Below are 26,264 nucleotides of genomic sequence, written 5' to 3' on the forward strand. Positions count from 1 at the left end.
GTGAGTACTCCCCTTTCGCTCATGGACAAAGCCGCTCCTGCCAGATGTGCAAGAACGGCCTGCCTTGTCATTTATATTGATATAGCTGCTCTATAGATGCAGGTTGAAATTAGTTTTTGTTTTGCTCCACGCCGGAGTTTACTTTCAAACGCAGTGCATTCAGGCGGATAAAGCCTGTTGCATCACCTTGATCGTAGGCTTGCGTTGGATCAGCTTCCATTGTAGCGATGTCCGGATTGTAGAGGCTGACAGGGCTTTTCACGCCTGCGCCGATAATGTTACCTTTGTACAGTTTCACACGAACCGTACCTGTTACATTTTTTTGGCTTTCAGTCACCAGCGCTTGCAATGCAAGACGCTCTGGTGCGAACCAGAAACCGTTGTATACCAGTGTGCTATAACGTGTGATCAGGCTATCACGCAGGTTCATCACTTCACGGTCCATCGTGATGGACTCCATTTTGCGATGTGCGGTGAACAGGATTGTTCCACCTGGTGTTTCGTATACGCCACGGCTCTTCATACCAACAAAACGGTTCTCAACCATATCTACACGGCCAATACCATGTTTGCCACCCAGCTCGTTCAGTTGCTCCATCACTTGCAGCGGGCTCAGGCGCTCACCGTTCAGTGCAACACAGTCACCTTGTTCGAATTCCAGTTCAACATATTCCGCTTGATCTGGTGCATCTTCAGGTGCACTGCTCAGCAGGAACATGTCTTTGTTCTCGTCCGCGCTTGGATCGAACCAAGGATCTTCGAGCACACCGCTCTCATAGCTGATATGCAGCAAGTTACGGTCTGTGGAGTATGGTTTAGCCGCAGATGCGGTTACCGGAATGCCATGTTTTTCAGCGTACGCGATCATCTCGGCACGTCCCGGGAACTGGTTACGGAATTCTTCCAGACGCCAAGGTGCAATTACGTTAATGTCTGGTGTCAGTGCAGCCGCGTTCAGCTCAAAACGAACTTGGTCATTTCCTTTACCTGTAGCGCCGTGAGCGATGGCTGTAGCACCTTCTGCACGAGCGATATCCACCATGCGTTTAGCGATCAGTGGACGAGCGATACTTGTACCGAGCAGGTATTGCCCTTCATAAAGGGCACCAGCTTGGAACATTGGATAGATGAAATCTTTTGCGAATTCATCGCGTAGATCGTCGATGTATACTTTGGAAGCGCCTGTTGCCAGTGCTTTTTCCTCCAAACCGTCCAATTCATCCTTTTGTCCAATATCCGCTGTGAAAGCGATAATCTCTGCATCATATGTTTCTTTTAACCATTTCAAAATTACAGATGTGTCCAACCCGCCTGAATATGCGAGTACAATTTTTTCCTTAGCCATGTTCGATGGTCCTCCCCAAGATCAGTTGCTATAAACTTTTATCTATCATCGCGAAATCTGCGCCTAAAATCAACCCATTCAATGAAATAGCAGCTATTCGCTCATTAAAGCAGCCATTAATGCTTTCTGTGCATGCAAGCGATTCTCCGCCTGATCAAAGATCAGGGAGTTCGGTCCGTCAATTACACCGGCACTCACTTCTTCGCCGCGGTGTGCTGGCAGACAATGCAAGAACATGTAGTCCGGCTTCGCGCCTTTCATCAGTTCCTCGTCCACTTGATATGCCGCAAATGCCTGCTCACGAATCTTCTGCTCTTCCTCAAAGCCCATGCTCGCCCATACATCCGTATACACGATATCTGCATTTTTCGCAGCTTCCTGTGCACTGTACGTTACAGTCACTTCAGAACCGCTCTCCTGTGCGATAATACGTGCCTGCTCCACAACCGCGCTATCCGGCTCATAGCCTTCTGGCGTTGCTACAGCAACATGCATACCCATCTTCGCTGCACCCAGCATCAGGGAGTGCGCCATGTTGTTGCCATCTCCGATGTAGGCCATTTTCAGACCTGCCAGCTTGCCTTTGTGCTCCAGTACCGTTTGGAAGTCTGCCAGTACCTGGCAAGGATGCGCTGCATCGCTCAGGCCATTAATGACCGGAACATCGGCATGCTCTGCCAGTTCAGTTACATTATGGTGTCCAAAGGTACGGATCATGATGCCGTCCAGGTAGCGGGACAATACTTTGGCTGTATCATGTGTTGTTTCCCCGCGACCCAGCTGGATATCATTTTTGCTCAGGAAGAGCGCATGTCCACCCAATTGGAACATGCCCACTTCAAAGGATACACGCGTACGTGTGGATGACTTTTCAAAAATAAGTCCGATCGTTTTGCCTTTCAACGGTTGAAAAGGTACACCGCTTTTTTGCTTGCCTTTAATCTCAATTGCGAGATCAAGCAGATAACGAATCTCCTCAGCTGTGTAGTCCGTGAATTCGATAAAATCCCGGCCTCTCAGATCAATCTTCTGAATCTTTTCCGTCTGTTGTGCTGTCATGTATAATGTCCTCCTTATTTCCGGTTCCCTGCACCCGCACGGGCAGAAGAGAGCACCGTTAACACTTTGTCTGGATGCTTCTCGGATTTATTCATTCCCGCCTTCTGCAATTTCACCGCGCGGCTACAGGGATTCATCATCTCATTCTGCTTCGAGGCCGGTAATGGCCCCGAGACAGAAAGGTTCTCATTTTTATGTTAGGCTTTCGCCGCTACGTGCTCTTCGATCAATGTGGCTACCAGCGATACTGCCTCGTCGATCTCTTCTTTGCTCACATACAGGTTCGGAAGCAAACGAATCACATTTGGTCCTGCAGAGACGAACAAAATCCCGCGTTTTTGCCCAGCAAGCACTATATCACCTACCGGCTCAGCACATTCAATACCGACTAACAATCCCAAGCCACGAACTTCCTTCACAAAGGAATTGCCTGCCAAACGATTCCGCAGGGAGCTCATCAGGTATTCACCCATCTCCGCTGCACGCTCTGGCAAGCGATCTTCCAGCATCGTTTCGATTGTTGCAATTACAACGGATGAAGCAAGTGGTGTTCCGCCAAATGTTGTCGCATGGCTACCTGGCGTGAACGCATCCCGCAGGAAACCTTTACCCAGCATTGCGCCTACAGGGAAACCACTGCCGATACCTTTGGCAACGGTGAACACGTCTGGCTCAATGCCATAATGTTCGTGTGCAAACAGTTTACCCGTACGTCCCATTCCCGTTTGAACTTCATCAACAATGAGCAACAATCCATGCTCGTCACACAATTTCCGTACATGTTTGACGAATTCCGGCTCAACCGGATATACACCACCCTCGGCCTGAACCATTTCCAGCATAATAGCTGCTGTGTTGGGTCCAATTGCCGCTTCAAGCGCAGGGATATCATGCAAAGGTACGGTTACAAATCCGGCTGGCAATGGTAAAAATCCTTCTTTCACCTTATCCTGTCCGGTTGCTGTCAGTGTAGCGAGTGTCCGTCCATGGAAGGACTGGGCAAAGGTGATCACTTCATAGCGATCTGTGCCTTTCACCTTCTGGTGATAACGACGTGCAACTTTGATAGCCGCTTCGTTCGCTTCAGCGCCACTGTTACAGAAAAACACCGCGTCAGCGCATGTATTGGCTGTCAACAATGCTGCTGCTTTCTCCTGGCCCGGAATCTGGAACAGGTTGGATACATGCCACAGCTCATCAATCTGAGCTTTCAGCTTGGCTCCGACTTTCTCCGGTGCATGGCCCAGGCTAGTTACAGCGAGTCCGCACATGAAATCGAGATATCGATTTCCCTGGTCATCCCACAACCAGCTGCCTTTACCTTTGACCAGACTGATTGGATAACGTGCATACGTTTGGAAAAGCGAGCTTTCCGTCTGTGCCGCTGCACCTGTTGCTGTTGCGCCCGCTACCGCTGTGCCAGAACCTGGCTGTTCGTTGCCTTTTGCCATGACCATATCACTCCTTATTGGTTGGTACACGAGCAATTATATAAGAAACCTGATTTACACTAGACCACTCCGATTGCGGAACCATCTTCCGAACGTATGCATACTCCACTTCGATGACAGAACAACCTTCCGATCGCTGTTATCCCTGGATTTTTTTTATTCCCCTTCAATGGGGAAAATCCTGTGATAAAGGCGCACGCTCCGCTTCTTCAGGTTATTTCTGTCCTCTCCGTTATGCATTTTTATTCTTCAGATTGGTTCTGCACCCTACGTTATTGTGAGTGTAATATTAGATTTCTTATATAAAAAAGCCGTGCACATATTTTTTATCTTGTATAAGAACCCAAATGAACCTTATTGCATACGGATGATTCTTGTTCCGATGATTTCTCCGCTGAGCACTCGGCTCAGGATTTGAGGTTCGCTGCCGTCTACGATGACGACCTCACGTACTTGGCCATGAATACATGCAATTGCTGCACGCACTTTGGGAATCATGCCGCCATAGATTTCTCCGGTCTGGATCATGTCCTCAATCTCTTGTACAGATACGGATGGCAGTACTTTTTTCTCGCCGCCTACGTTCTTCATGATGCCAGGAACGTCAGTCACGACAATCATCCGACTTACGCCGAGATGAGACGCCACTGCACCTGCCGCTGTATCTGCGTTAATGTTGTAGCGTTGTCCAGTTGCATCTACGCCAACTGGTGCAATAACCGGCATGTAACCCATGTTCACGATGCCTTGGATAATCTCTGCGTTCACACCAGTGACATCGCCTACCCAACCGATCTCTGCGTGGTTTGTAACAGGTTTAGCCTGAATCAGACCCCCGTCCACGCCAGACAAGCCTAGTGCACGGCCGCCCACACGTTGAATCAAACGCACGATCTGTTTGTTGATACTGCCCGCAAGCACCATCTCCACTACGTCCAGCACAGGTTCAGTCGTTTTGCGCAGGCCATTAACGAATTCGGTTTCGATACCAAGCTTCGCAAGTTTATCTGAGATCGCAGGACCTCCACCATGCACGATTACCGGCTGCGTGTCCTGAGACTGCAAATCACGCAGATCCGCAAAGAAAGACTCAGGCAATGCTGCCAGCGTGCTGCCTCCACATTTCATGACAAACATCTGTTTCTCTGTGCTCGCTTCCGTTGCGGTACTCTTGTTTGGCATTGTTGAATTCATGAGGGCAAGCTCCTTCCATAGTAAAAATTACATTCAAAAAAATATAACACTTTTATAAGGTGACGAAGGCTGGTAGGAGTCCATTCCGAATTCGGATTGTTCTTTCGATCGCTGTTGTCTCCAGGTTTCTTGAATTATCCCTATATAGGGGAATACCCGGAGACTAAGGCGACCGCTCCGCTTCTGCAGAATCAATTCCGTCTTCTCCATTACTATCGCTATATGTTCAATACCAAACAACAAGTTTAAATTTTATTGATAATTTTTGAATCATCTCACGAAACAGCTTCACAATAGAAGACAGCTGTTTCGCAAAACCTTTATCCCAAAGACTTATTACGTGCGGTATGCTGCGTTAATTCGGACGTAGTCATACGTCAGGTCGCAGCCCCAGGCTGTTGCTGTTCCTTCGCCGTGGTGCAGATCCACCACAATGCGAACTGTATCAGTCTGCAAATACGCCAGTGCCACTTCTTCGTCGAATACGACTGGGCGGGACTGCGCAAGTACCGAGATATCTCCCAAACGGATATCTACCGTATCCGGGTTCACCGGCTGTCCTGCACGCCCTACGGCTGCAATAATCCGTCCCCAGTTGGCATCTGCGCCAAACATGGCTGATTTCACAAGACTCGAACCGATGACAGTTTTCGCGATTGCTTGCGCGGATTCATCACTTACCGCACCTGTAACTTCTACCTCAACCAGTTTGGTTGCTCCTTCACCATCGCGAGCAATGGCTTTGGCTAGCACTTGGCAAACATAGGTGAAGCCGGCTGCAAAAGCGTCCCAATCTGGATGCTCTGTGGTCAGCTCTTCATTGCCTGCATAACCACTGGACATAGCTACCAGCATGTCGTTTGTACTTGTATCCCCATCAACGGTAATCATGTTAAATGTATGATTGGTTGCCTGGCGCAGCAAGCGCTGCAACGCTTCTGCACCAATGACCGCGTCAGAGGTCATGAAAGCGAGCATCGTCGCCATATTCGGATGAATCATACCCGAGCCTTTGGCGGCTCCCGCAATCGTAACCGTCTTACCGTTAACCAGAACGGAGACGCAAGCTTCCTTTTTCACCAAATCCGTTGTCAGAATCGCTTGTGAAAATTGTTCCGCCTCATTCGACTCCTTGCCCATATGCGCCGGAAGTCCGGTAATGCCTGAATGTACAGCATCCATTTTGAGCAATTCCCCAATGACACCTGTGGAAGCTACAGCTACATCCTCTTCTGCCACACCCAACTCACGCGCAGCGGCCGAACGCATCGCATATGCATCTTCTTCCCCTTGTTGCCCTGTACATGCATTCGCATTACCACTGTTAACGATAACAGCCTGAAGGCGTCCGTTGCTCAAGCTTTCGCGCGTTACTTTAAGCGGTGCTGCTTGAAACACGTTCGTTGTGTATACAGCAGCAGCTGTAGCCGGCACATCACATCGGATCGCTCCGATGTCATTACGAGATGTCTTTTTTAATCCGCAGTGAAGTCCACCAGCAGTGAATCCCCCAGGGGTTACAATCGTTCCGTTCTCAACCACGGTAAAAGTATGTTGCTCCACATTCGTTCCCATATCATATCCCCCGTATGCGTTCAGCCATATGCTGATGATCCGCCTGCTTACCTGATCCGTTCTTCCTAAGTTGACTCCGAGAAAGCACTTTTACACCGAGTGTTCCAGTGCTCCTCTTGAATTCCAATCCCTTATGGATATACCGGTGTCATGTTCAGCCCGAGGTTCTCCTCCCATCCCATCATCAGGTTCATATTTTGAATCGCTTGCCCGGAAGCACCCTTCACCAGGTTGTCGATGACCGAAATAATCGTTAAACGACCTGTGCGAGGATCCACCGCAAATCCGATATCACAATAGTTGGATCCGTACACTTCTTTGGTAGAAGGCCAGATGCCCGGTTCACGTACACGCACGAAAGGTCTGTTCTCATAATATTTGCGGTATAAATCTACGATCTCCCGATCACTGTGTTCCCCAACGAGTTTTGCATACATCGTACTCATGATTCCACGTGTCATTGGCACCAGATGTGTTGTGAAGGTAACCGTAACTGGCGTTCCCGTTATACTGCCAAGCACTTGTTCGATCTCGGGAATATGTTGATGTTTATTCAGTTTATAGGCTTTGAAATTCTCATTCATCTCTGCATAATGGTTTGTCAGACTTGTTCCACGTCCCGCTCCGGATACGCCTGATTTGGCATCAATAATAATAGTAGAAGGATCAATCCAGCCTGCCTCTACAGCAGGGATCAGTCCAAGAAGTGTAGCCGTTGGATAACAACCTGGGTTGGATATAAAATTCTGTCCCTTCACTTCTTCGCCATACACCTCAGCCATGCCGTATACCGCTTGTTCCAGCAAAGTAGCTGGAGGAGCCGGATGTTTGTACCACTCTTCGTACACCGTTCCATCCTTGAGTCTGAAATCGCCAGACAGGTCAATCACCTTAAGTCCTGCTGCCAGCAGGCTTGGTACGAGCTTAGCACTTACGCCGGACGGGGTCGCTGTGAATACCAGATCCGCACGACTCGCAATTTCAGCCGGATCCACACCGTCGAGTGGCCTGTGAATCACGCCCGTCAAATGCGGAAATCCATCTGCGATGGACTCACCACTGCTCGATGATGAGATCACCGATGTGATTTCAACCTGCGGATGGTTCTGGAAAAAACGAATCAGCTCCACCCCGCCGTAGCCGGTGGAACCGACGATTGCAACTCTTAATTTGTTATTCACTCTCGCTCCCCCAATCTCGATGTATGCGCTACTTGTGCTATGTCCTTGCCTGAAGGATACTTGAACACAGCAATTCCGTCGCTTATATGCATATTTGTGTATTATTATACGACTCTGGTTATATAAATACAACACTCTATCATCAATTTCACATGGATTTCCATCCAATCCGAACATATCTTTTTTCTCATCCGGGACGAATAGGTATACATCTGTTAAAATACGTATTAGTAGGAAACATTACAATCAGGGTCTCATTCATAACTAACCTGCTAATCAAGGACATATGAATAGATTCATGATGGTCATTATGAGACGTGGGGGACTATAGTGCATATCGAATCCATTTTACTTATTGTACTCCTTGGCCTGAATATTATTTTTGCGGCAGCAGTCGTTTTCTTCGAACGGAAGGATGCCAGCGCTTCATGGGCTTGGCTGCTCGTCTTGAACTTTATTCCGGTGTTTGGGTTTGTACTTTATCTTTTAACTGGTCAGAATCTGACCCGATACCGGCTTTTCCAGTGGAAGGAACGTAAGAAGCTCGGGCTAGAGGAACGTATTGAAGCCCAGCTCACGCAGTTGCACGATAACCGCACTCCTTTCCGCAACCAAGCAACCGAGACTAGCCAGGACATGATCTATATGAACCTGAAGCAGAACGGTGCTCTGGTGACGGAAGATAATGCGGTTGAGATCATTACGGACGGAACAGACAAGTTCCAACGGCTCTTGGATGACATCGAAGCGGCTCAGGATCACGTGCATGTACAATACTACATTTATAGAGGCGACCGTCTGGGCAAAAGAATTCGGGATGCACTTATCCGCAAAGCGCGGGAAGGCATTAAAGTTCGTTTACTGTATGACGCGCTCGGATCACGGCGGGTATCCAAACGCTTTTTCAAAGAATTGCGCGAAGCAGGCGGTTTGGTTGAAGTCTTTTTCCCCTCCAAATTCAGTCTAATCAACTTGCGAATGAACTACCGGAACCACCGGAAGATTGTCATCATTGATGGTAACCTTGGATACACGGGCGGGTTTAATGTCGGAGATGAGTATCTGGGCTTGAACTCGAAATTCGGTTACTGGCGTGACACACATCTGCGTATTCAAGGGAACGCCGTTCATGCGCTGCAGACTCGTTTTCTCCTGGATTGGAATGAAGCGTCCAAACAACACGATACACCTTACGTTCCGGCGCATTTCCCTCATATCGAGGGCACAGGAAAGATTGCCATGCAGATTGTCTCCAGTGGACCGGATGCAGAGACTGAACATATCAAGAACAGTTATCTCAAGATGATTAACGGGGCCAAACAATCCATTCTGATTCAAACGCCTTATTTTATCCCGGATGCCAGTGTATTCGAAGCTATTCGTCTCGCGTGTCTGTCCGGAATAGATGTTCGCATTATGATTCCAAATAAGCCCGACCACGCCTTTGTATATTGGGCTACATTATCTTATATTGGTGAGTTGTTAAAAGTTGGCGCCAAAGTATTTATATACGACAATGGTTTCATTCATGCCAAAACACTTATCATTGACAGTTTGGTTGCATCCGTGGGAACCGCCAATATTGACTACCGCAGTTTCCGGTTGAACTTTGAGGTTAATGCCTTTATGTATGATGAAGCGATTGCGACAGCACTGGTACAAACCTTTGAACACGACCTGCATGTATCGCGAGAAATGACGCTCGATGAATACCAAAAACGCAGTCTGATCATCCGCTTCAAAGAAGCGATTTCCCGTCTGCTGTCTCCGATTCTGTAGTGGTGGCACTCCGATGACAGCACATCCTTCCGATCGCTGTTATCCCCAGATTTTTTTGATTCCCTATTCTAAAGGGGAAAATCCGGGGATAAAGGCGAACGTTCCACTTCTTCAGGATATTTCTGTCCTCTCCGTTATGTGAAATGTTAAGTTGAACTTTTAATAATAGAAAAGCAGGTACTCCCTCTCCGTTATCTCAGAGGAGGGCGTACCTGCTTTTTTTCTTAAATTTTCAAACTTATGAGCCTATATTGGCTCACTCATTATATTTTCAACCAGTTCACACATGCTCTCCCCGCTTAAAACCTTCACCAAGCACTTCATGCGCGTTACTGATAATGACAAATGCTCCCGGGTCCACAGACCGGATCAACGCTTTGAGTCTTGGTACCTCATTTTGTCCAACCACGACCATCAGTACTGTTCGTTGATCATCGGTGTAACCGCCTTTGGCTTCCAGCTTCGTTAATCCCCGATCCAAGTCATCCAGAATCACTTTGCTAATCGCTTCTGTTTGGTTGGAGATAATATACGCCACCTTGGAAAAGCCTAGGCCCATCTCAACGGCATCGATCACTTTACCGGTAACATACAACCCAATTAGTGCATAGAGAGACTGCTCCAATGACAACACAAATGCAGCCATAATAATAACGGTAGCATCCATGATTACGACACACAGAGAATAACTCAGTCCACTGTATTTCTGTACGATTCTGGCAAGAATGCTCATACCACCTGTTGATCCTCTACCTCGATACACAATTCCGATACCGAGACCAACGCCAATTCCTCCATACAGTGAACCAAGTAGCGGATTCGTTGTTGGAATGGCCCAATCCTTCGTGAGATAGACTAACAGTGGCAGGACAATACTGCCCAATACGGAGCGTACACCGTACTGCTTTCCAATAAGCAGAAAACCCGCAATCAAAAGTGGGATATTAATTGCCCACTGGGTATATGCCGGCTCCCAATTAAGCCATTCCTTGCCCAGAATTGATAACCCGGACACCCCACCCGAAGCGATCTGATTTGGTAATAAAAATAAATTAAAGGCCACTGCAATCAAAAACGAACCTAAAATGATAGATACCGTATCCACGACGTTTCTCCATGGACCATTGAGTGGAATGAGGCTAGTTATCCTCTTTTTGCGATTATTGTGAAGTTGTGATCGTTGTTGCATGTCATCGTGTTCTCCTTTTATGTGACTGATCAGTTGTTCGCTCATTTTTTCTATCCTATAAAATTATTCAAAAAAAAGCTCCCGTATACACCAGCATACGCCTACACGTATGGGTCCATACAGGAACTTATATTAATCGGTTTCTACTTTAATCTGGCTACGCAAATAACCATCGATGAATGCATCGAGGTCGCCGTCCATTACTGCTCCTGTATTTCCTGTCTCTACGCTTGTACGGTGATCCTTTACCATACTATAGGGATGGAACACATAGGAGCGAATCTGGCTACCCCATGAAATATCCGACTGATCTCCTCGGATTTCATCCAGCTGTTGTTTTTGCTCTTCAATTTTACGCTCATACAATTTCGAACGAAGCATCTTCATCGCCCGCTCACGGTTCTTGATCTGTGAACGTTCATTCTGACACGTTACAACTACACCTGTCGGAAGATGGGTAATCCGCACGGCTGAGTCGGTGGTATTGATATGCTGTCCACCCGCGCCACTCGCACGGTAGGTGTCAATCTTGAGATCCTCTGTTCGAATGTCCAATTCAATCGTATCATCAATCTCAGGAACCACATCACATGATACGAAGGAAGTATGCCTACGGCCCGATGAGTCAAAAGGAGAGATCCGCACCAGTCGGTGTACACCCTTCTCGGCTTTCAGATAACCATAAGCATTGTGCCCCTTGATCGATAGCGTGACGCTCTTGATCCCCGCCTCATCTCCTGGCAGATAATCCAGAACCTCAACCTTGAAGCCACGCTTCTCGGACCAACGTGTGTACATCCGGAGTAACATCTGTCCCCAGTCCTGTGACTCGGTACCACCTGCCCCTGGATGAAGCTCTAGAATGGCATCCATCTTATCATACGGCTGGTTCAGGAGCAGCTGAAGTTCGAACTCTGCCACCTTGCTCACGATCGCCGTGACGCTTCTACCGATCTCTGCAGCGAGGTCTTCGTCGCCTTCCTCGTCAGCCAGTTCTACCATCATCACCGCATCATCATAATCCTGTTGGAGTTTGGTGTATTGATCCACAGATCCCTTCACCGCATTTAGCTCAGCGATTACGGATTGCGCCTTGTCACTATCGTCCCAGAAATCGGGGGCAGACATCTTCACTTCGAAGTTGCCGATCATCTCTTGTTTCAGATCTAAGTCAAAGAGACCCCCTAAGGTTGGTTAGTTTCTTGCCTATTTCACGCAGGTCATGCTTCACGTTTGGATCGATCATGTGCAATTCCTCTTTTCATTAAGATAAGCTCCCCGCATCCAGGGCATTCCTCCAGATCAAGTTTCCGATGCGTCACCCTGGTGTTGAGACTACTGTTGTATCAGTATACCTCTTCCCCGTGATCATGGTCTTATTATTATAACTATGCACCATTAATCGGTTTTGCATCCTTCACTTCATCCTATGGAATACCCGGCTGCAAGGAGCCATTCATGTCATGCTATCTAAGTTGACCTCATTCATGTTACACCTGTTACTCCGATTGCAGTAGCATCTTCCGATCGCTCTTATCCCCAGATTTTCTTAATCCCCTTACAAAAGGGTAAAATCCGGGGATAAAGGCGAACGCTCCGCTTCTTCAGATTGCTTCTGCACTCTCCGTTATGGTGTAAAATCAAGGTTCAACTTATTACACTATAGAGTGTATATAAAAACCATTGTACTACTCTTGACCATGACAGTGTTTGAACTTCTTGCCACTACCGCATGGGCATGGATCGTTACGTCCGATTTGGTCAGAAACCTTCACAGGACGTTTCTCAGCAGGTTCACCGCTTGTCGAGATCTGACTTTCCTCAACAACCGCTTGACGCTCCTGATTGCTCTCGATCTGTGCTCTCATCACATAAGTCGCTACTTCTTCTTGAATCGAAGCGATCATTTGATGGAACATCTCGAAGCCTTCGAACTGGTATTCACGCAGTGGATCTGTACCACCGTAGGCACGAAGGTGGATACCTTGACGCAATTGATCCATTGCATCGATATGATCCATCCACTTGCTGTCTACTGCACGGAGCACAACCACTTTCTCGAACTCACGAACCATCTCTTCGCCAATTCGCTCTTCACGTGCATTGTACTTGTTCTGAACTTTCGTGAACAGGAACTCGATGATCTCTTCTGCTTCCTTACCCCACAGATCATCTTTTGTTATGGAACCATCGTCCAGCAATTTGCTGTTCATGTAATCAGCAACTTCCTGAAGCTCCCAGTTTTCCGGGATATCGTCACTACAATGTGCTTCAACGATACGTTCAATGGAAGGTTTGATCATATCCATAACGATTTGTTTGATATTTTCGGACTCCAGTACCTCGCGGCGCTGTTTATATATAATTTCACGTTGTTGGTTCATGACATCATCATATTGGAGAACGACTTTACGCACGTCAAAGTTGTTACCTTCAACACGCTTCTGCGCTGATTCTACTGCTCGGGTAATCATCCGGCTCTCGATCGGTTGGTCTTCTTCAAAACCAAGGCGCTCCATCATGTTCAATACATTATCTGCACCGAAACGTCTCATCAATTCATCACCCAGTGACAGGTAGAATTGTGTTGAACCCGGGTCACCTTGACGTCCCGCACGACCACGCAGCTGATTATCAATCCGGCGTGATTCGTGACGCTCTGTACCGATGATATGAAGGCCGCCTACTTCAGCTACACCATCACCCAAGATAATATCTGTACCCCGTCCTGCCATGTTGGTTGCAATCGTTACTGCACCCGCTTGACCAGCTCCTGAGATGATCTCTGCTTCTTCCGCGTGGTACTTGGCGTTCAGTACCTGGTGTTTGACACCACGGCGCTTAAGCATGTCAGACAGGCGTTCAGAGTTCTCAATGGACACTGTACCTACCAGAATCGGTTGATTCTTACAGTGGCGTGCCACGATTTCTTCTACAACGGCATTGAACTTACCATCGATGCTCTTGTACACGACATCTGCCATGTCATCCCGCTTGTTTGGGCGGTTAGTTGGAATTTGCAGTACTTCGAGACCGTAGATTTTTTTAAACTCTTCTTCCTCGGTTTTCGCTGTACCCGTCATACCCGCAAGTTTACGGTACATCCGGAAATAGTTCTGGAAGGTAATCGTAGCAAGCGTCATGCTCTCGTTTTGTACTTCTATGCCTTCTTTGGCTTCAATCGCCTGGTGCAATCCATCACTGTAACGACGTCCAGACATCAGACGACCTGTGAATTCATCAACGATCATAACTTCCTCATCACTGACTACATAATCCACGTCACGACGCATGATTGCATTAGCTTTCAAGCCCTGCACGATGTGATGGTTGAGAGTTACATTGGCATGGTCATACAAGTTCTCGATACCAAATGCTTTCTCTGCTTTTGCCACGCCTGCCTCAGTCAACGCTACGGATTTCACCTTAATGTCTACCGTAAAGTCTTCTTCCGGCACCAAACGTTTCACAAAACGATCTGCTGCATAGTACATATCCGTCGACTTCTGAGCTTGTCCAGAGATAATGAGTGGCGTACGCGCCTCATCGACCAAGATGGAGTCTACTTCATCAATGATACAGAAGAACAATGGACGTTGTACCATTTGCTCTTTGTAGAGCACCATGTTGTCACGCAGATAGTCAAAACCAAACTCGTTGTTCGTTCCGTACGTAATATCACATGCATATGCATGTTGTTTCAAGGCATGGTCCATCCCGCTCAGGTTAACCCCTACCGTCATGCCCATGAATTCATAGATTTGTCCCATTTCCTGGCTATCCCGCTGTGCCAAATAGTCATTGACTGTGACCACGTGTACACCTTTGGACATCAACGCGTTCAGATATACCGGAAGTGTTCCTACCAGCGTTTTACCTTCACCCGTTTTCATCTCGGAAATACGGCCTTCATGCAGAGCAATACCGCCCAGCATCTGTACATCGTAGTGACGTTTGCCCAGTACACGGCGTGAAGCCTCACGTACGGTTGCAAATGCCTCAGGAAGAAGTTCATCTGTTGTTTCTCCCTTTTCAATACGAGCACGGTATTCGTCCGTTTTACCTTTCAGTTGTTCATCAGACAACGCCTGAAATTGTGGTTCCAGTTTATTGATCACATCGACCGTCTTCATCAGACGTTTAACATCACGTTCATTCATGTCGCCGAAGATCTTTTTGACAAGTCCTAGCATGGTATACCCCTTTCGTGCAAAACAGAATAGACCCCCTGTTGCCGCCACGCGACACCATCGGATGGATGTTGCATCCACTTGCCCGGGGGTGACAAACAATATAATTTGAGCTTAATGAGGGTTACACTTCATCAACTCAGTTGCCAGAATGTCCTTTCGATCGCTGTTATCCCCTGATTTCTTTTAAACTCTCTTCTCAGAGGGTTAAATCCGGGGATAAAGGCGAACGCTTCGCTTCTACAGGTCATTTCTGCCCTCTTCGTCATCGGTGTAAAAATCAAATTCAAATCATATGCTAATAAGTAATATGATGAATCAACTTCAGGCTTGCCAAGGGTTCCTCATGAAGCTGATTCGGTATTCAAACGGATCCGGTTATTAAAAAAACTAGCCGAAGCCCGAGCCTTGCGAATCATGTTCATGGTGCTGTGCCTGTCATTGATTATGATTAGTGATCATTCGTTGACAATTCTCCATCAGGACAATGATTCTCTTTGCATAAATTGTAACAGTTTGTAAGGGCCGCCGCAACACGCCACGGCACACTTCTTTGAACTTCTAAGACATATCAAATGGAGTTTAAGTGCAAAAAATCATAGTCGTTAGCGGAAGCGTTCGATTGTCATGTTTCATTTTGCAGGATAGACAGCCCTGTCAACGAATTTCAATGGTAAATTTGGATGGAAATCTCAATATCCAGTTCTCGAATGTAGGTATACGAATATTTTCGTAAGCATCGGAATCTGGCAGTAAACTTTTACAGTTTGTGCTTCTTCTTACTATCTATTAGACGCAGCAGCATAGGGAATAGTTTCACCATTTTATTTCCAAAGGTGATTTCCCAGCTCCTCTACGCACAAAAGAGCCCCATCCCCTAAGGGATGGAAGCTCTTGTTAAGTCTAATCCAGGAAACTACAGTCCCTGTCTTCATTATTATTAGATATTCATACGTATGTCCGATCCGATGATCCTGTAGGTTAAGATTAACCTTGTTCGATCAATCCGTACTTACCATCGTTCCGTTTGTAAACAACGCTAACTTCTTCACTGTCAATGTTGGAGAATACGAAGAAATTGTGACCAACCATGTTCATTTGGAGGATGGCCTCTTCCACGTCCATTGGTTTCAACATAAAGCGTTTCGTACGTACAACTTCCAGATCATCGTCATCCGTGTCCGCATCCAGTTCAGCTGTAGCTACAGTACCTGTTGGATCTTCAACGAAGAGTGTTTTCAGGCTACCTTCCTGGCGGAACTTACGGTTAATTTTTGTTTTGTGTTTGCGGATCTGACGTTCCAGCTTGTCCACCACGGAGTCAATGGATGCGTACATATCGTCGCTCTCATCCTCGGCGCGGAGCACAATGCCTTTCAAAGGGATCGTCACCTCTACCGTATGCAAACCTCTCGTCGTGCTCAATGTAACAGCACCGTCAGAGTTAAGGGGTGCATCGAAATACTTCTCGAGTCTACTCAACTTTTTGTCGACATAATCCTTCAAAGCATCAGTAACCTCGATTTGTTGACCTCGAATACTTAAATTCATAGGGCACTCCTCCTTTTTCCTTTGCCACTTCATTATAACACGAATGTAAGCGCCATGTAAAAACTCCCGGTGACCGAATAATGACATCTGTTCAAGCCACATCTGCCAACGTAGGCATAACGCCATATTTCGCGATATTTCATCATATTCAGCCATAATCGAATATTTACTTGGTATGAATTATTAGGCACTTGATGATGTATTTAACCGTTTTTGAGCCTGCTCAATCTAATATGTAAAATGAACTTCAATCTATCTCTTGAATCTATTAAATTCACTAGAATAATGTGTCTAGGACGATCCTCAAAATCTCTAATCTATTAAAACAAAAAAAGACCCCGGAAAGTACCGGAGTCTGATGCTAGCGATAATTCAATTTGGTAACCATCTAACCATATATGTAGGTCGGATTGTCCGGATGATTATAATTTGATTACGTTAGCTGCTTGCGGTCCACGCGCGCCTTCGACGATGTCGAATTCTACGGATTGACCTTCTTCCAAAGTTTTGAATCCTTCGGATTGAATTGCGGAGAAATGTACGAATACGTCGCCGCCATCTTCAGTCTCAATGAAACCGTAACCTTTTTCTGCGTTGAACCATTTTACTTTACCTTGCATGCACTAACATTCCCTTCGTCATCAAATGAAGTGAAGCTTCGGCCTTAACCTCTGCCCACAATTCAGATAATACCATCCAAAGTTATCCATTGTCAATTGGTAAAGTAAATGTTTTCTTGGAATATTTTGTAGATTAATTGGGGATTGTGTTGAACGCTGGGATAACTATCATTTCCCCATATTATAATTTAGGAAAACTCTGTTAAATGCGCAGAAGTAATACCATTTACTTGAGAATAATATAATTGAAATAGTATGAAGTTTAAAGTTTTTTAAAACCCGTTTTCTTTAGTACTAAGAAACCTAAACAAAAATTGAGAACGTCTAACTAAAGAAGTTCACTCATTGATGATACCTTACTTAAGCTGACATCCTAATAAAAGTATTCTAACAACCTCAGATATCAAACTGGTTAAGTGATTCGTCCGCTTATTCAAGTTTAATCGTAAAAACCAAAGAAAGAACAACTGATCTAAATGCTATCAGCTGTTCTTTCTTTGATTAAAACTCAAGTTAATTTATAAAATTCAGCCTAGATATATGCTGTAGAAATACTTCTCGAAAATGCAGCTACAGAGACTCATGTAATGGACATCAAATTCCCTTGTACAATCTCTTTAATGCATCAACTACATCCCTCACATCGCCATCTGTCATCTTAGGAAACAGCGGGAGTGTAATGGCTGTCTCGTAATATCTCTCTGCATTCGGACACAATCCCTTGCTATATCCTAACTCCTGATAAAAAGGTTGTAGATAGACTGGGATATAGTGGACATGTACACCAATATTCCAATTACGTAATGTTTCAAAGATTTCTCTTCTAGAGTAACTAAACCACTCAGGTAAAAACCGAACAATATATAGATGCCAGCTAGAATTTGCTTTTGGGTGCTGATACGGTAATACGAGTCCAGGAATATCTGCTAATTCCCTGTTATATATCTTGACAATCTCCCTGCGTCTCTGTATAAAATCATCTAATTTATCCATTTGAGATACACCTAGAGCGGCTTGCATATCTGTCATTCGATAATTATAACCCAGTGCATGCATTTCGTAGTACCAAGGACCATCATTTTGGATCATCTCATCCGGGTTACGGGTCATACCATGACTTCTAAATTGTATTAATTTCTGATAAAACTCCTCATTGTCAGTCACAATTATTCCACCTTCTCCAGTCGTAATATGCTTTACCGGATGAAAGCTGAACATCGTCATGTCTGCCCATGCCCCAACCTTTCGGCCATCATAATCAGCTCCCAGTGAATGCGCAGCATCATCAATCAAAATCAAATTGTGTTTACGGGCAATATCCAAAATGCGGTCCATTTCGACAGGTTGTCCAGAAAAATCGACTGCTATAATTGCTTTTGTGTCCGAGGTGATTTTATTCTCAATTTCTTTAGCATCTATATTATAGGTTTCCATATTGATATCACAAAACACCGGTGTACCACCTTGATAGAGCACACAATTGCTGCTTGCTAAAAAAGTTAAGGGGGTGGTTATCACCTCATCTCCTGGTCCAATTCCAGCAGCAAAACAGGCACCATGTAATGCTGCTGTTCCATTGGTGAAAGCCACACCATATTTAGCTCCAACGTAATTGGCAACTTTTTCCTCAAATACTTGAATGGCTGGACCCTGTGTAAGAAAATTACTTTTCAGCACTTGTATAACAGATTCAATATCTGCTTCATCCAGCCATTGCTGACCATAAGGAAGCATGGCTGACCTGCGCTGTTTTGGTTCACTCATGACTTGCCCCCCTAAAGCTTATTTGATAATCACAGCACTGCCACACATATCACTAATAGGAACATATTTTATTTTACATTCTTTGGAGAAGTCTTTAATCGCACTTTTCACTCCTGAGAATCGTAAACTGTTATAGTCGTGAACAAATATATATCCTCCTTCTTGCATTCTCGGGTAGAAATAACGTAATCCTTCTAAAATGGGACTATAGAGGTCAACGTCAATACTCACAAAAACAAATTTCTCATCCATTCTCTCTGTTGTTTGAGGAAAGTAACCCTTCTTTACAAAACATTTTTCCCTAGAAGTCATCTTGTTCAATACTGCCTCAATGCTGGTATTTTTGAACTCGCCAACTCGCGCATCTGAAAATTTATTACGATGCTCATTCTGTATATCTCTTTCATCAAATCCCTCAAAGGTGTCAAATAGATAAAAATTTCGGTCACAAAAAGATTCGCTAATGTATTTCGCAAATTCCCCCTGAAATTCTCCAAGTTCAGCAACACTACCCTGTAGGTTATTGGAATATATCTCATCGGCAACTTGTCTAAGCGTCGCAACTCTTGAGTCCAGCATATCGTTATGATAATGATCAATGATATGAGCTTCTGAAATCCCAAGTTCCTCGACTAGTTGCTTACGAACCTGATGTCCATGAATATTCGCGATAATAATATAATCGTATGCATAATTTTTAATCTGTATAGGGGAAATCACTGGCTTGGAGAAAAGAGTACTACCGTGCTTTTGTACATTGTTATCAACAAAAGCGATCACTTCATATTCCTGTCTGAGCGATAAAAACGTTCGATATCCTCCATCCCCAGCTCCAAACAAAATAACTTTTTTTGTGTTCATGTTATCTCCCGTCCCTTAATTAAGAAGCAACAAATATTATAATAAAAGATTATAAAGATAGCCCACCTTCAGCAATCCAATTCCTTGTACGAGAAATCCCTTCTTCAAGCGCTACTTCTGGCTCCCATCCAAGTAACTGTTTGGCTTTTGTGGAATTGCAGAGAAGCTTTTCAATCTCGCTCTGAGGATGAATATGCTCCACGTGCTGAATTCTGACAGGATCCCTTACAATTAGATTCGCTAAATCATTAACCGAAATATCTCTGCCCAGACCGGCATTAACAACTTCTCCGTTTACAGCCTCACTGGATCCTGCTGAAACAACAAAGCGGGCGCAATCCTCAACATACAACAAATCCCTTGTTTGAGTACCAGAACCATAAATGTTCAGTGTCTTGCCATCCAATTCATTTTTAATAAAAATTGCTACTACTCCGCCCTCTCCACCTGTCTTTTGAAAAGGACCGTATGTATTGAAAGGACGAATCACCACTGTTGGTAATCCATAAGTGTAGTAATAGGAGAGCACCATATTCTCTGCGCCGATCTTGGCACCAGCATAAGGAGAAGCAGGTTTGATCGGATGCAACTCATCAATACCGTTCTCATCTGTACAACGATCATAAACCATACAAGTGCTCATAAACACTACTTTGGTATTATGTTTCCTACATTGTTCCAAAATATAAAAAGTTCCGATTGTATCATTATTAAAAGTAGTCCGAGGATCGTCAATGGAATCCTGAACGTTAATGGAAGCCCCTAAGTGATAACAAATGGAGAACTGATGCTTCTCAAATAACTCGCTCAATAAGCTCTCATCCAGAATTGTTCCTTCAATAAAAGCCTTCAAATTAGGATGATGCTCATATTCCGAAATATTCGATAACTTACCATTGGACAAATCGTCCAGAATCCAGACATAATGGCCTTCTTCCAACAAACGCTTCGCAACCCAACGTCCGATGAAACCGGCACCACCAGTGAGCAGGATGTTTTGTCCCATTTTATATAACCTCCCAAGTTAGGGGCGTTCCCTTTGATACATCTTTGGAAACTTTACGCCCCAATAGCTCATCTAAATATTTGGTTGGCAATCCCATACCAGGCCGAATCGCCTTAATGTTGTCCCTTGTCAGCACTTCACCTTGCTTCAAATCTTTGGAAATATATAAAGAACGCCGATGTTTCAGCGAGGGTTTCTCCCGTTCCGTAACACCATAGGTTATTTTCCCTAGAGACTGCCATGCTCTTTCTGATTCTGTAATAAGTGAGGCAAGTTCTTCTGGTTCCAATGAAAAAGCAGAATCAACCCCACCATCTGCACGTCGCAACGTAAAGTGCTTTTCAATTATTATAGCTCCCAGTGCGACAGCCGCTACGGATACACCTACCCCCATGGTATGATCAGATATTCCAACCGAACATTCGAATAGCTGCTCCATATGAGGAATAGTCAAAATATTAGTATTATCAGGTGTTGCGGGATAAGTACTAGTACATTTAAGAAGCACTAGATGTTCACAGCCCGCTTCACGAGCCTCTCTAACTGTCTCATCTAGTTCCGCAATTGAAGCCATACCAGTGGAGATAATTAAAGGTTTCCCTGTCGAAGCCACTTTACGAATTAGCTGAATATCAGTATTTTCAAATGAAGCAATCTTGTATGCAGGCACATTTAGACTTTCGAGGAAGTCGACTGCGGTTTCATCAAAAGGAGTACTGAAAGCCAACATGCCTAACTCTGCTGCCCGATCAAAAAGTGGTTTGTGCCATTCCCATGGGGTATAAGCTTCTTGATAAAGACTGTATAAGGAATTGCCTTTCCAAAGGCTGTTGGGATCCTCAATAAAAAAGTCACCCTCATGAATATCAAGGGTCATCGTCTCCGCAGTGTAAGTCTGTAATTTAAGAGCATCAGCTCCAGCATTGGCAGCAGCTTCTACAATTTCTAAAGCACGCTCAAGAGATTGATTGTGGTTACCAGACATTTCAGCGATGACAAAAGGTTTGTGGTTTGGACCGACCCAGCGATCTCCGATTTGAAACTCCATTAATTATTTCCCCCTTCAAACATAGCCAGAATTGGATGCGTCCTTGCTTTTCTTGTTTCCTCCATTAAAGCTAACCCTAATTTACTTTTCTCTTCAAGCTCTTTCGGGTTATTCAGTATTCTCTCTAAAAAGTATATCATTTGTCTGTCGTCTACATTTTCACTCGGACCCAAATTCCAAATCAACCCACAATTTGCAGCCTCAATAATCGTAGCGGTTTGATTGTCTGCTACACTAATAACCATTGCCGGGACTCCCATGAAACAACGTTCCCACATTGATATTCCACCTGCACCAATTGCTATATCTGCCCAAGACAAAAGCTCTGCCATGTTATACTCTTCATAGAATTGGACATGAGGTATTAATGAAAACAGCCCTCTCAACTTTTCTTTTAATGGGTTTGCGGGTCCTGCAACTAAAATAAACTCAAGACGTTTTCCAACCTCACTAAGCACCACGGGAAGCATCTTAGCTAATTCGTTCGTTGGATCACTACCTCCGAAATTAACCAAAACTCTTCCACACCGCTTTCGGACATTTACATTTTCACCAAGTTCAAAAAAATCATTTTTCAACAAAGCATAACCTGGTCCTAAGAATTTTTTTGTTTTTTTGTGCACAAGGTCATCATATCGATACTGTGAATTAGAGTATAAGTTTTGATCTAGAAGTATATCACAATCATGTTTTCGGTTAGCCAGATCATCCACAATTAATATTCGGTCTGTATATGGACGTAATTTTTGTTCCCACTCTATATCCAAGCCATAATGGTCTACAATTAATAGATCATATCGACCGTTCAACGCTGAAATGGTCTCCTGTGCATCTCGCTCTATATCATTAGATACCCGATCTTCTTCTGAAAGTAGATGAACTAAACATCCATTGGCTTCGATCTCTTCTTTTAAACTGTGTGGCAAATCGGCATTACAAACAAATAATATATCAGCACCCAACTTAGCCCTCATCAAACTCGCTAATGTAAGGCATCTTTTGATGTGTCCCGTCCCCAAACGTGAAGAAGCATTACTACGAATAATAACACGTAAACTCATTCAGTTAATTTCCATTTCTCTAATATCTGAAAAATTTCATTAAGTGTTTCAATTTCAAATTCGGCATTATATTCCTGAGGTTTCACTAGATCTTTAAAGTGCCCTCTCTTAATCCTAATTGTGCGAAATCCTAATGGTTTGATTCCTACAAAATCTTTATTAGGATTATCCCCGATATATAGAACCTGATTGAAACTCACATTTTCTTTCTTAGCAATAAGTTCAAAGCAATAAGGTGAAGGTTTCGAACGATGATGTCCATATCGATAAGTAATATAGCATTTATTGACTCGTTCCTCTAACCCTAAGGCTTTAATTTTATTGTATTGTACATTCTTGTTCCCATCAGTAACAATGTAGACAGAGTATCCCATCTCTGCAAGAAGTGAAAGTACCGACTCTGCATCAGAGGAAAGTTGAATTTCCGGATGATGTAGTCGATATTGTGAAATACACCTCTTAACATTCTTGCTATTTTCCAATCCATAATGAGCGAGCACTCTGTTAAACACCCGCCCCCTACCCTCACTCTTCAAAGCTTCCCACATAATTCTTAAGGCTTCTTCCGCATCAACTTGAAAGTGCTTACCTAATAAGCCTGCAACTGATCTAAACCCACTTCGAACAAAAGTTATTTCTTCGTATAATGTGTCATCCAAATCAAAAACAATGACCTTCATAATATCAAATCCTCCGCATGACGGATTAGCATTCTTTCCGTTTCTACTCTTTGGAAAGGAAAGTGTTCCAAGCTTGACCCCATACTTTCCTTATAAAACCAGAAAAAACTATCCAATCCCATTGCTACAGACAAAGTCGAAGCGCCACCAAAACGACAGTTACATTCTATAATGTGAATTCTATTATCTCCGTCCACTATAGCTTGAAACATGACATGACCTTGCAACTTGTTTTTAGACGCGATCTCTTTGCACAACTCCTCAAGTTCAGGAAATAGAGTTGATGTTGTAATTTGTGATTCACCGTTAACGATACGATTACGTTTCCTGGCAACAGTTCCTTGTGCCAGAGATTTCCTGCTTAAAAACATATCTACACTATACTCAGTACCTGATATAAACGGTTGGAACACCGGGGAATTCATTTTCCGAGAAATTTTTAGTGCATCATTTTTTTTAACATCTATGCCTATCCCAACGGACCCAGCTCCAAACCTTTCTTTAACTACATACGAACGAGAATGAGTATATAAATGTATGTGAAGTTCATCAAGACTTACAAAAGTAGGTATTACAGGATACCCTTGATTGTTAAGTACCTCATAAAAGTTCAGCTTATCAAGGCAGAAATTCACGGCCCTTTCTCTGGATATCATTACTTTGATTCCAGATTCATTTAAAATATGCTGATTTCTTGCAAAATAGAGTAGTTCCCCATCGCGACTTGGTATAATCATAGAGATATTCTTTTCTTTGCAGTACATAATAAGTTCATTTACAGACATCTGATCTAAGGATGGGCATACCCAAAATGCATCAGTCCAATATCTCCCTATACATTCTGCGTTTGAGTCCGCCCCGTAAAGTATAGCTTCTGGACAAGCACGCCGTAACGCATTATTTAGTGCTTTAATCATAGGCACTTTTTGATTAATACTCATCATTAAAACATTCACACGAAAAACCTCGCTTTAACTAGCAGTTGTTTCATTCCCCGAGCTTTTTCTGTATTACTTCTTTATTAATTAAAGGAAGTTCAGGATTCAGCCTAAATAATTCTAAAATCTCATTCAAATGAAAAATCCGTCCTAAATACAGTTCATCATAAACACGTGAAACAAGGTCCCAATCTTCACTAGTATCCAAAGTCAACCGATAACGACTGTAATCGAGATTATTAGTGTATTCCCACACCCGAAATAGATCCCGATGCTGATATATATAAGGAGTAACGTGCTCACGTTCATAATCTTTCGTTGCATTTTCGAAAGACTGTTCCAATGCTTGAAAAGTGAACACCTCAGTATCTAATCCTCTAGGAAAGGAATTACTTAGCCCACTACTTGAATAATCAAACTTATTCTTAAGAAAATGTTCTATAACTTCATTTGAGATAATAGGGTCCAGCATTGGACAGTCGGAGGTTATTCGCACAACCACATCAGTATTTACTGCTCTAGCTGCCTCGTAATAACGACATAATACATTATCCTGACTCCCTCTATAAAAATTCACACCGAATTTAGTAGCCTCCGAACATATTGGCTCATCTTCTTCATTCGTAGTCGTTGCTACAATAACATTATTAACCGAGGGAATGGCTAGCACTCTTGTGATTACATGGCCAAGAACTGTTTTATCACCTAATACTTTCATAACCTTCCCAGGAAGACGAGTCGACCTCATACGAGCCTGTATAATGGCTGTAATATTCATATAGTTTCCTCTTCTATTGTGATTTTGAATTTTTACATATTTGCTTGTTATCTACCAATACTCTTATTCCTTTATTGCATAGATCTCGACTGAACGTCCTAGATCAAGGTTTGCTAAAGAATTGTACAGCTTTTCTAATAATTGCTCTTGTCCTGTTTCTACAAATGAATTTTCAAAGTTAGATATAATTGGACCAACCTTTTGCTGTTCATCCTTATTGGCATTATAATTCAGCCCACAAAGCAACAAAAAATCAACGGGGAAGCTCGTAGTTCTATATATCTCTTTAAATCCATGATTTGATATAAATTGTTTTAATGATTCGAAATCAAAATAGTTAATATGATCAGGATATTGTATCCATCTATATTTTTCATCATAGCGTTGTTTGTATGACATTTGGACTTTACTAAAGTCGTTTGGAACAACAATTCGAATGACTCCTCCGCGAGTTAAGGCATCGTATGCTTTGCTCAAAATAAGCCCTGGATTCCTTAAATGCTCTAATACATACTGGATATTAACAAAACCAACCCCGGACACAGGAAACGCTCCTTCATCATCTAGAAACTGAGGGAATACATTGACATTAAATTTTTTTAAGTATCCCACTGCCTCGTGATTGGGTTCAATAGAGTAAGAATCCCATCCTCTTATGTTGAAAAAAGCAGATAATAAGTCGTTTCCCGATCCAACGTCTAGCATTTTCAAAGGCTGATTAGTTGATAATTCCTCCATAACTTTAAAATAAATGTTATTATAAGTTATATTTTCTGATATTTCTTTAGTTTTACTTGCAACGTAAATATAATCTACACTATCATAATCAAATGGCTTTATTTGTTGAAAATACCGATTTTTATAAAATTCAGATAATATTCCCTCTGAAGGAATAGGATCCAGATGTTTAAAACCGCAGCTTTTACAATCAATCACCCTAACGTCGTCTTGTTCCCAAAATTTTTTATACATATGTTCTTTTTCACTCACAATT

At 43.8% G+C, this 26,264-nt stretch carries 21 protein-coding genes; 1 reads left to right on the forward strand and 20 read right to left on the reverse strand.

Annotated elements, in window-relative coordinates; genetic code table 11:
- Positions 1-109: 109 nt before the first annotated feature.
- The 6 genes from AC4E8D_RS28100 to argC form a co-directional block, all read right to left on the reverse strand.
- Positions 110-1,345 carry an argininosuccinate synthase gene (locus tag AC4E8D_RS28100; RefSeq protein ID WP_017692004.1) on the reverse strand — a complete coding sequence of 412 codons (1,236 nt, stop codon included), beginning with the start codon at positions 1,343-1,345 and terminating at the stop codon, positions 110-112.
- A 93-nt stretch (positions 1,346-1,438) separates the two neighbouring features.
- Entirely contained in the window at positions 1,439-2,404 is a 966-nt protein-coding gene (argF, locus tag AC4E8D_RS28105) for an ornithine carbamoyltransferase (RefSeq protein ID WP_221824004.1), read from the reverse strand.
- 197 nt (positions 2,405-2,601) lie between these two features.
- A complete protein-coding gene (locus AC4E8D_RS28110) occupies positions 2,602-3,855 on the reverse strand; it encodes an aspartate aminotransferase family protein (RefSeq protein ID WP_169479733.1) in 1,254 nt (417 codons plus the stop codon).
- A gap of 354 nt (positions 3,856-4,209) precedes the next feature.
- Positions 4,210-5,049 carry an acetylglutamate kinase gene (argB, locus tag AC4E8D_RS28115; protein WP_221824002.1) on the reverse strand — a complete coding sequence of 280 codons (840 nt, stop codon included), beginning with the start codon at positions 5,047-5,049 and terminating at the stop codon, positions 4,210-4,212.
- 336 nt (positions 5,050-5,385) lie between these two features.
- Positions 5,386-6,624, reverse strand: a complete 1,239-nt coding sequence (gene argJ / locus AC4E8D_RS28120) for a bifunctional glutamate N-acetyltransferase/amino-acid acetyltransferase ArgJ (RefSeq protein WP_221824000.1) — start codon at positions 6,622-6,624, stop codon at positions 5,386-5,388.
- 131 nt (positions 6,625-6,755) lie between these two features.
- On the reverse strand, positions 6,756-7,805 hold the full coding sequence (gene argC / locus AC4E8D_RS28125) for an N-acetyl-gamma-glutamyl-phosphate reductase (protein ID WP_490205439.1): 1,050 nt from the start codon (positions 7,803-7,805) through the stop codon (positions 6,756-6,758).
- 330 nt (positions 7,806-8,135) lie between these two features.
- Here argC and cls point away from each other — a divergent pair, with 330 nt between their 5' ends.
- Positions 8,136-9,584 carry a cardiolipin synthase gene (gene cls / locus AC4E8D_RS28130; RefSeq protein WP_047840656.1) on the forward strand — a complete coding sequence of 483 codons (1,449 nt, stop codon included), beginning with the start codon at positions 8,136-8,138 and terminating at the stop codon, positions 9,582-9,584.
- Between the two features lie 280 nt (positions 9,585-9,864).
- Here cls and AC4E8D_RS28135 read toward each other — a convergent pair whose 3' ends face one another.
- The 14 genes from AC4E8D_RS28135 to AC4E8D_RS28200 form a co-directional block, all read right to left on the reverse strand.
- Positions 9,865-10,773, reverse strand: a complete 909-nt coding sequence (locus AC4E8D_RS28135) for a YitT family protein (RefSeq protein ID WP_076209832.1) — start codon at positions 10,771-10,773, stop codon at positions 9,865-9,867.
- Between the two features lie 132 nt (positions 10,774-10,905).
- Positions 10,906-12,019 (reverse strand): peptide chain release factor 2 gene (gene prfB, locus AC4E8D_RS28140; protein WP_101313559.1). Its coding sequence is split into 2 segments (ribosomal slippage): positions 10,906-11,946 and positions 11,948-12,019, totalling 1,113 coding nucleotides; the frame shifts between segments, so codons are not numbered across the junction.
- Between the two features lie 442 nt (positions 12,020-12,461).
- A complete protein-coding gene (secA, locus tag AC4E8D_RS28145; RefSeq protein WP_490205440.1) occupies positions 12,462-14,966 on the reverse strand; it encodes a preprotein translocase subunit SecA in 2,505 nt (834 codons plus the stop codon).
- A gap of 984 nt (positions 14,967-15,950) precedes the next feature.
- Positions 15,951-16,514 (reverse strand): ribosome hibernation-promoting factor, HPF/YfiA family, encoded by a 564-nt coding sequence (gene hpf / locus AC4E8D_RS28150; protein WP_047840659.1) that lies wholly within the window; start codon positions 16,512-16,514, stop codon positions 15,951-15,953.
- A gap of 422 nt (positions 16,515-16,936) precedes the next feature.
- Positions 16,937-17,134, reverse strand: coding sequence for a cold shock domain-containing protein (locus AC4E8D_RS28155; RefSeq protein ID WP_024631599.1), 198 nt, complete (start codon positions 17,132-17,134; stop codon positions 16,937-16,939).
- Positions 17,135-17,728: 594 nt separating this feature from the next.
- Positions 17,729-18,898 carry a UDP-4-amino-4,6-dideoxy-N-acetyl-beta-L-altrosamine transaminase gene (gene pseC / locus AC4E8D_RS28160; protein ID WP_490205441.1) on the reverse strand — a complete coding sequence of 390 codons (1,170 nt, stop codon included), beginning with the start codon at positions 18,896-18,898 and terminating at the stop codon, positions 17,729-17,731.
- An 18-nt stretch (positions 18,899-18,916) separates the two neighbouring features.
- Positions 18,917-19,759 carry a TylF/MycF/NovP-related O-methyltransferase gene (locus AC4E8D_RS28165; protein WP_490205442.1) on the reverse strand — a complete coding sequence of 281 codons (843 nt, stop codon included), beginning with the start codon at positions 19,757-19,759 and terminating at the stop codon, positions 18,917-18,919.
- Positions 19,760-19,808: 49 nt separating this feature from the next.
- Positions 19,809-20,765, reverse strand: a complete 957-nt coding sequence (locus AC4E8D_RS28170; protein ID WP_490205443.1) for a dTDP-glucose 4,6-dehydratase — start codon at positions 20,763-20,765, stop codon at positions 19,809-19,811.
- 1 nt (position 20,766) lies between these two features.
- On the reverse strand, positions 20,767-21,813 hold the full coding sequence (gene pseI, locus AC4E8D_RS28175) for a pseudaminic acid synthase (RefSeq protein ID WP_490205444.1): 1,047 nt from the start codon (positions 21,811-21,813) through the stop codon (positions 20,767-20,769).
- A complete protein-coding gene (pseG, locus tag AC4E8D_RS28180; RefSeq protein WP_490205445.1) occupies positions 21,813-22,874 on the reverse strand; it encodes a UDP-2,4-diacetamido-2,4,6-trideoxy-beta-L-altropyranose hydrolase in 1,062 nt (353 codons plus the stop codon). The genes pseI and pseG overlap by 1 nt, the downstream gene beginning before the upstream one ends.
- Positions 22,871-23,554 (reverse strand): HAD family hydrolase, encoded by a 684-nt coding sequence (locus AC4E8D_RS28185; protein WP_490205446.1) that lies wholly within the window; start codon positions 23,552-23,554, stop codon positions 22,871-22,873. Before AC4E8D_RS28185 ends, pseG begins: the two co-directional genes overlap by 4 nt.
- On the reverse strand, positions 23,551-24,510 hold the full coding sequence (locus AC4E8D_RS28190; protein ID WP_490205447.1) for an ATP-grasp domain-containing protein: 960 nt from the start codon (positions 24,508-24,510) through the stop codon (positions 23,551-23,553). Before AC4E8D_RS28190 ends, AC4E8D_RS28185 begins: the two co-directional genes overlap by 4 nt.
- 31 nt (positions 24,511-24,541) lie before the next feature.
- The gene (locus AC4E8D_RS28195; protein WP_490205448.1) at positions 24,542-25,270 is read right to left on the reverse strand and encodes a cytidylyltransferase domain-containing protein; all 729 of its coding nucleotides are present in this window, start codon (positions 25,268-25,270) and stop codon (positions 24,542-24,544) included.
- A gap of 63 nt (positions 25,271-25,333) precedes the next feature.
- A complete protein-coding gene (locus AC4E8D_RS28200; RefSeq protein ID WP_490205449.1) occupies positions 25,334-26,260 on the reverse strand; it encodes a class I SAM-dependent methyltransferase in 927 nt (308 codons plus the stop codon).
- Positions 26,261-26,264: the final 4 nt, after the last annotated feature.

It is taken from the genome of Paenibacillus sp. SRL342 (genome assembly GCF_984798905.1).

Coding starts and splice junctions, on each gene's coding strand:
- AC4E8D_RS28100 (WP_017692004.1), bottom strand. CDS start 1,345: ATGGCTAAGGAAAAAATTGTACTCGCATATTCAGGCGGGTTGGACACA.
- argF (WP_221824004.1), bottom strand. CDS start 2,404: ATGACAGCACAACAGACGGAAAAGATTCAGAAGATTGATCTGAGAGGC.
- AC4E8D_RS28110 (WP_169479733.1), bottom strand. CDS start 3,855: ATGGCAAAAGGCAACGAACAGCCAGGTTCTGGCACAGCGGTAGCGGGC.
- argB (WP_221824002.1), bottom strand. CDS start 5,049: ATGAATTCAACAATGCCAAACAAGAGTACCGCAACGGAAGCGAGCACA.
- argJ (WP_221824000.1), bottom strand. CDS start 6,624: ATGGGAACGAATGTGGAGCAACATACTTTTACCGTGGTTGAGAACGGA.
- AC4E8D_RS28135 (WP_076209832.1), bottom strand. CDS start 10,773: ATGCAACAACGATCACAACTTCACAATAATCGCAAAAAGAGGATAACT.
- secA (WP_490205440.1), bottom strand. CDS start 14,966: ATGCTAGGACTTGTCAAAAAGATCTTCGGCGACATGAATGAACGTGAT.
- hpf (WP_047840659.1), bottom strand. CDS start 16,514: ATGAATTTAAGTATTCGAGGTCAACAAATCGAGGTTACTGATGCTTTG.
- AC4E8D_RS28155 (WP_024631599.1), bottom strand. CDS start 17,134: ATGCAAGGTAAAGTAAAATGGTTCAACGCAGAAAAAGGTTACGGTTTC.
- pseC (WP_490205441.1), bottom strand. CDS start 18,898: ATGAGTGAACCAAAACAGCGCAGGTCAGCCATGCTTCCTTATGGTCAG.
- AC4E8D_RS28165 (WP_490205442.1), bottom strand. CDS start 19,759: ATGAACACAAAAAAAGTTATTTTGTTTGGAGCTGGGGATGGAGGATAT.
- AC4E8D_RS28170 (WP_490205443.1), bottom strand. CDS start 20,765: ATGGGACAAAACATCCTGCTCACTGGTGGTGCCGGTTTCATCGGACGT.
- pseI (WP_490205444.1), bottom strand. CDS start 21,813: ATGGAGTTTCAAATCGGAGATCGCTGGGTCGGTCCAAACCACAAACCT.
- pseG (WP_490205445.1), bottom strand. CDS start 22,874: ATGAGTTTACGTGTTATTATTCGTAGTAATGCTTCTTCACGTTTGGGG.
- AC4E8D_RS28185 (WP_490205446.1), bottom strand. CDS start 23,554: ATGAAGGTCATTGTTTTTGATTTGGATGACACATTATACGAAGAAATA.
- AC4E8D_RS28195 (WP_490205448.1), bottom strand. CDS start 25,270: ATGAATATTACAGCCATTATACAGGCTCGTATGAGGTCGACTCGTCTT.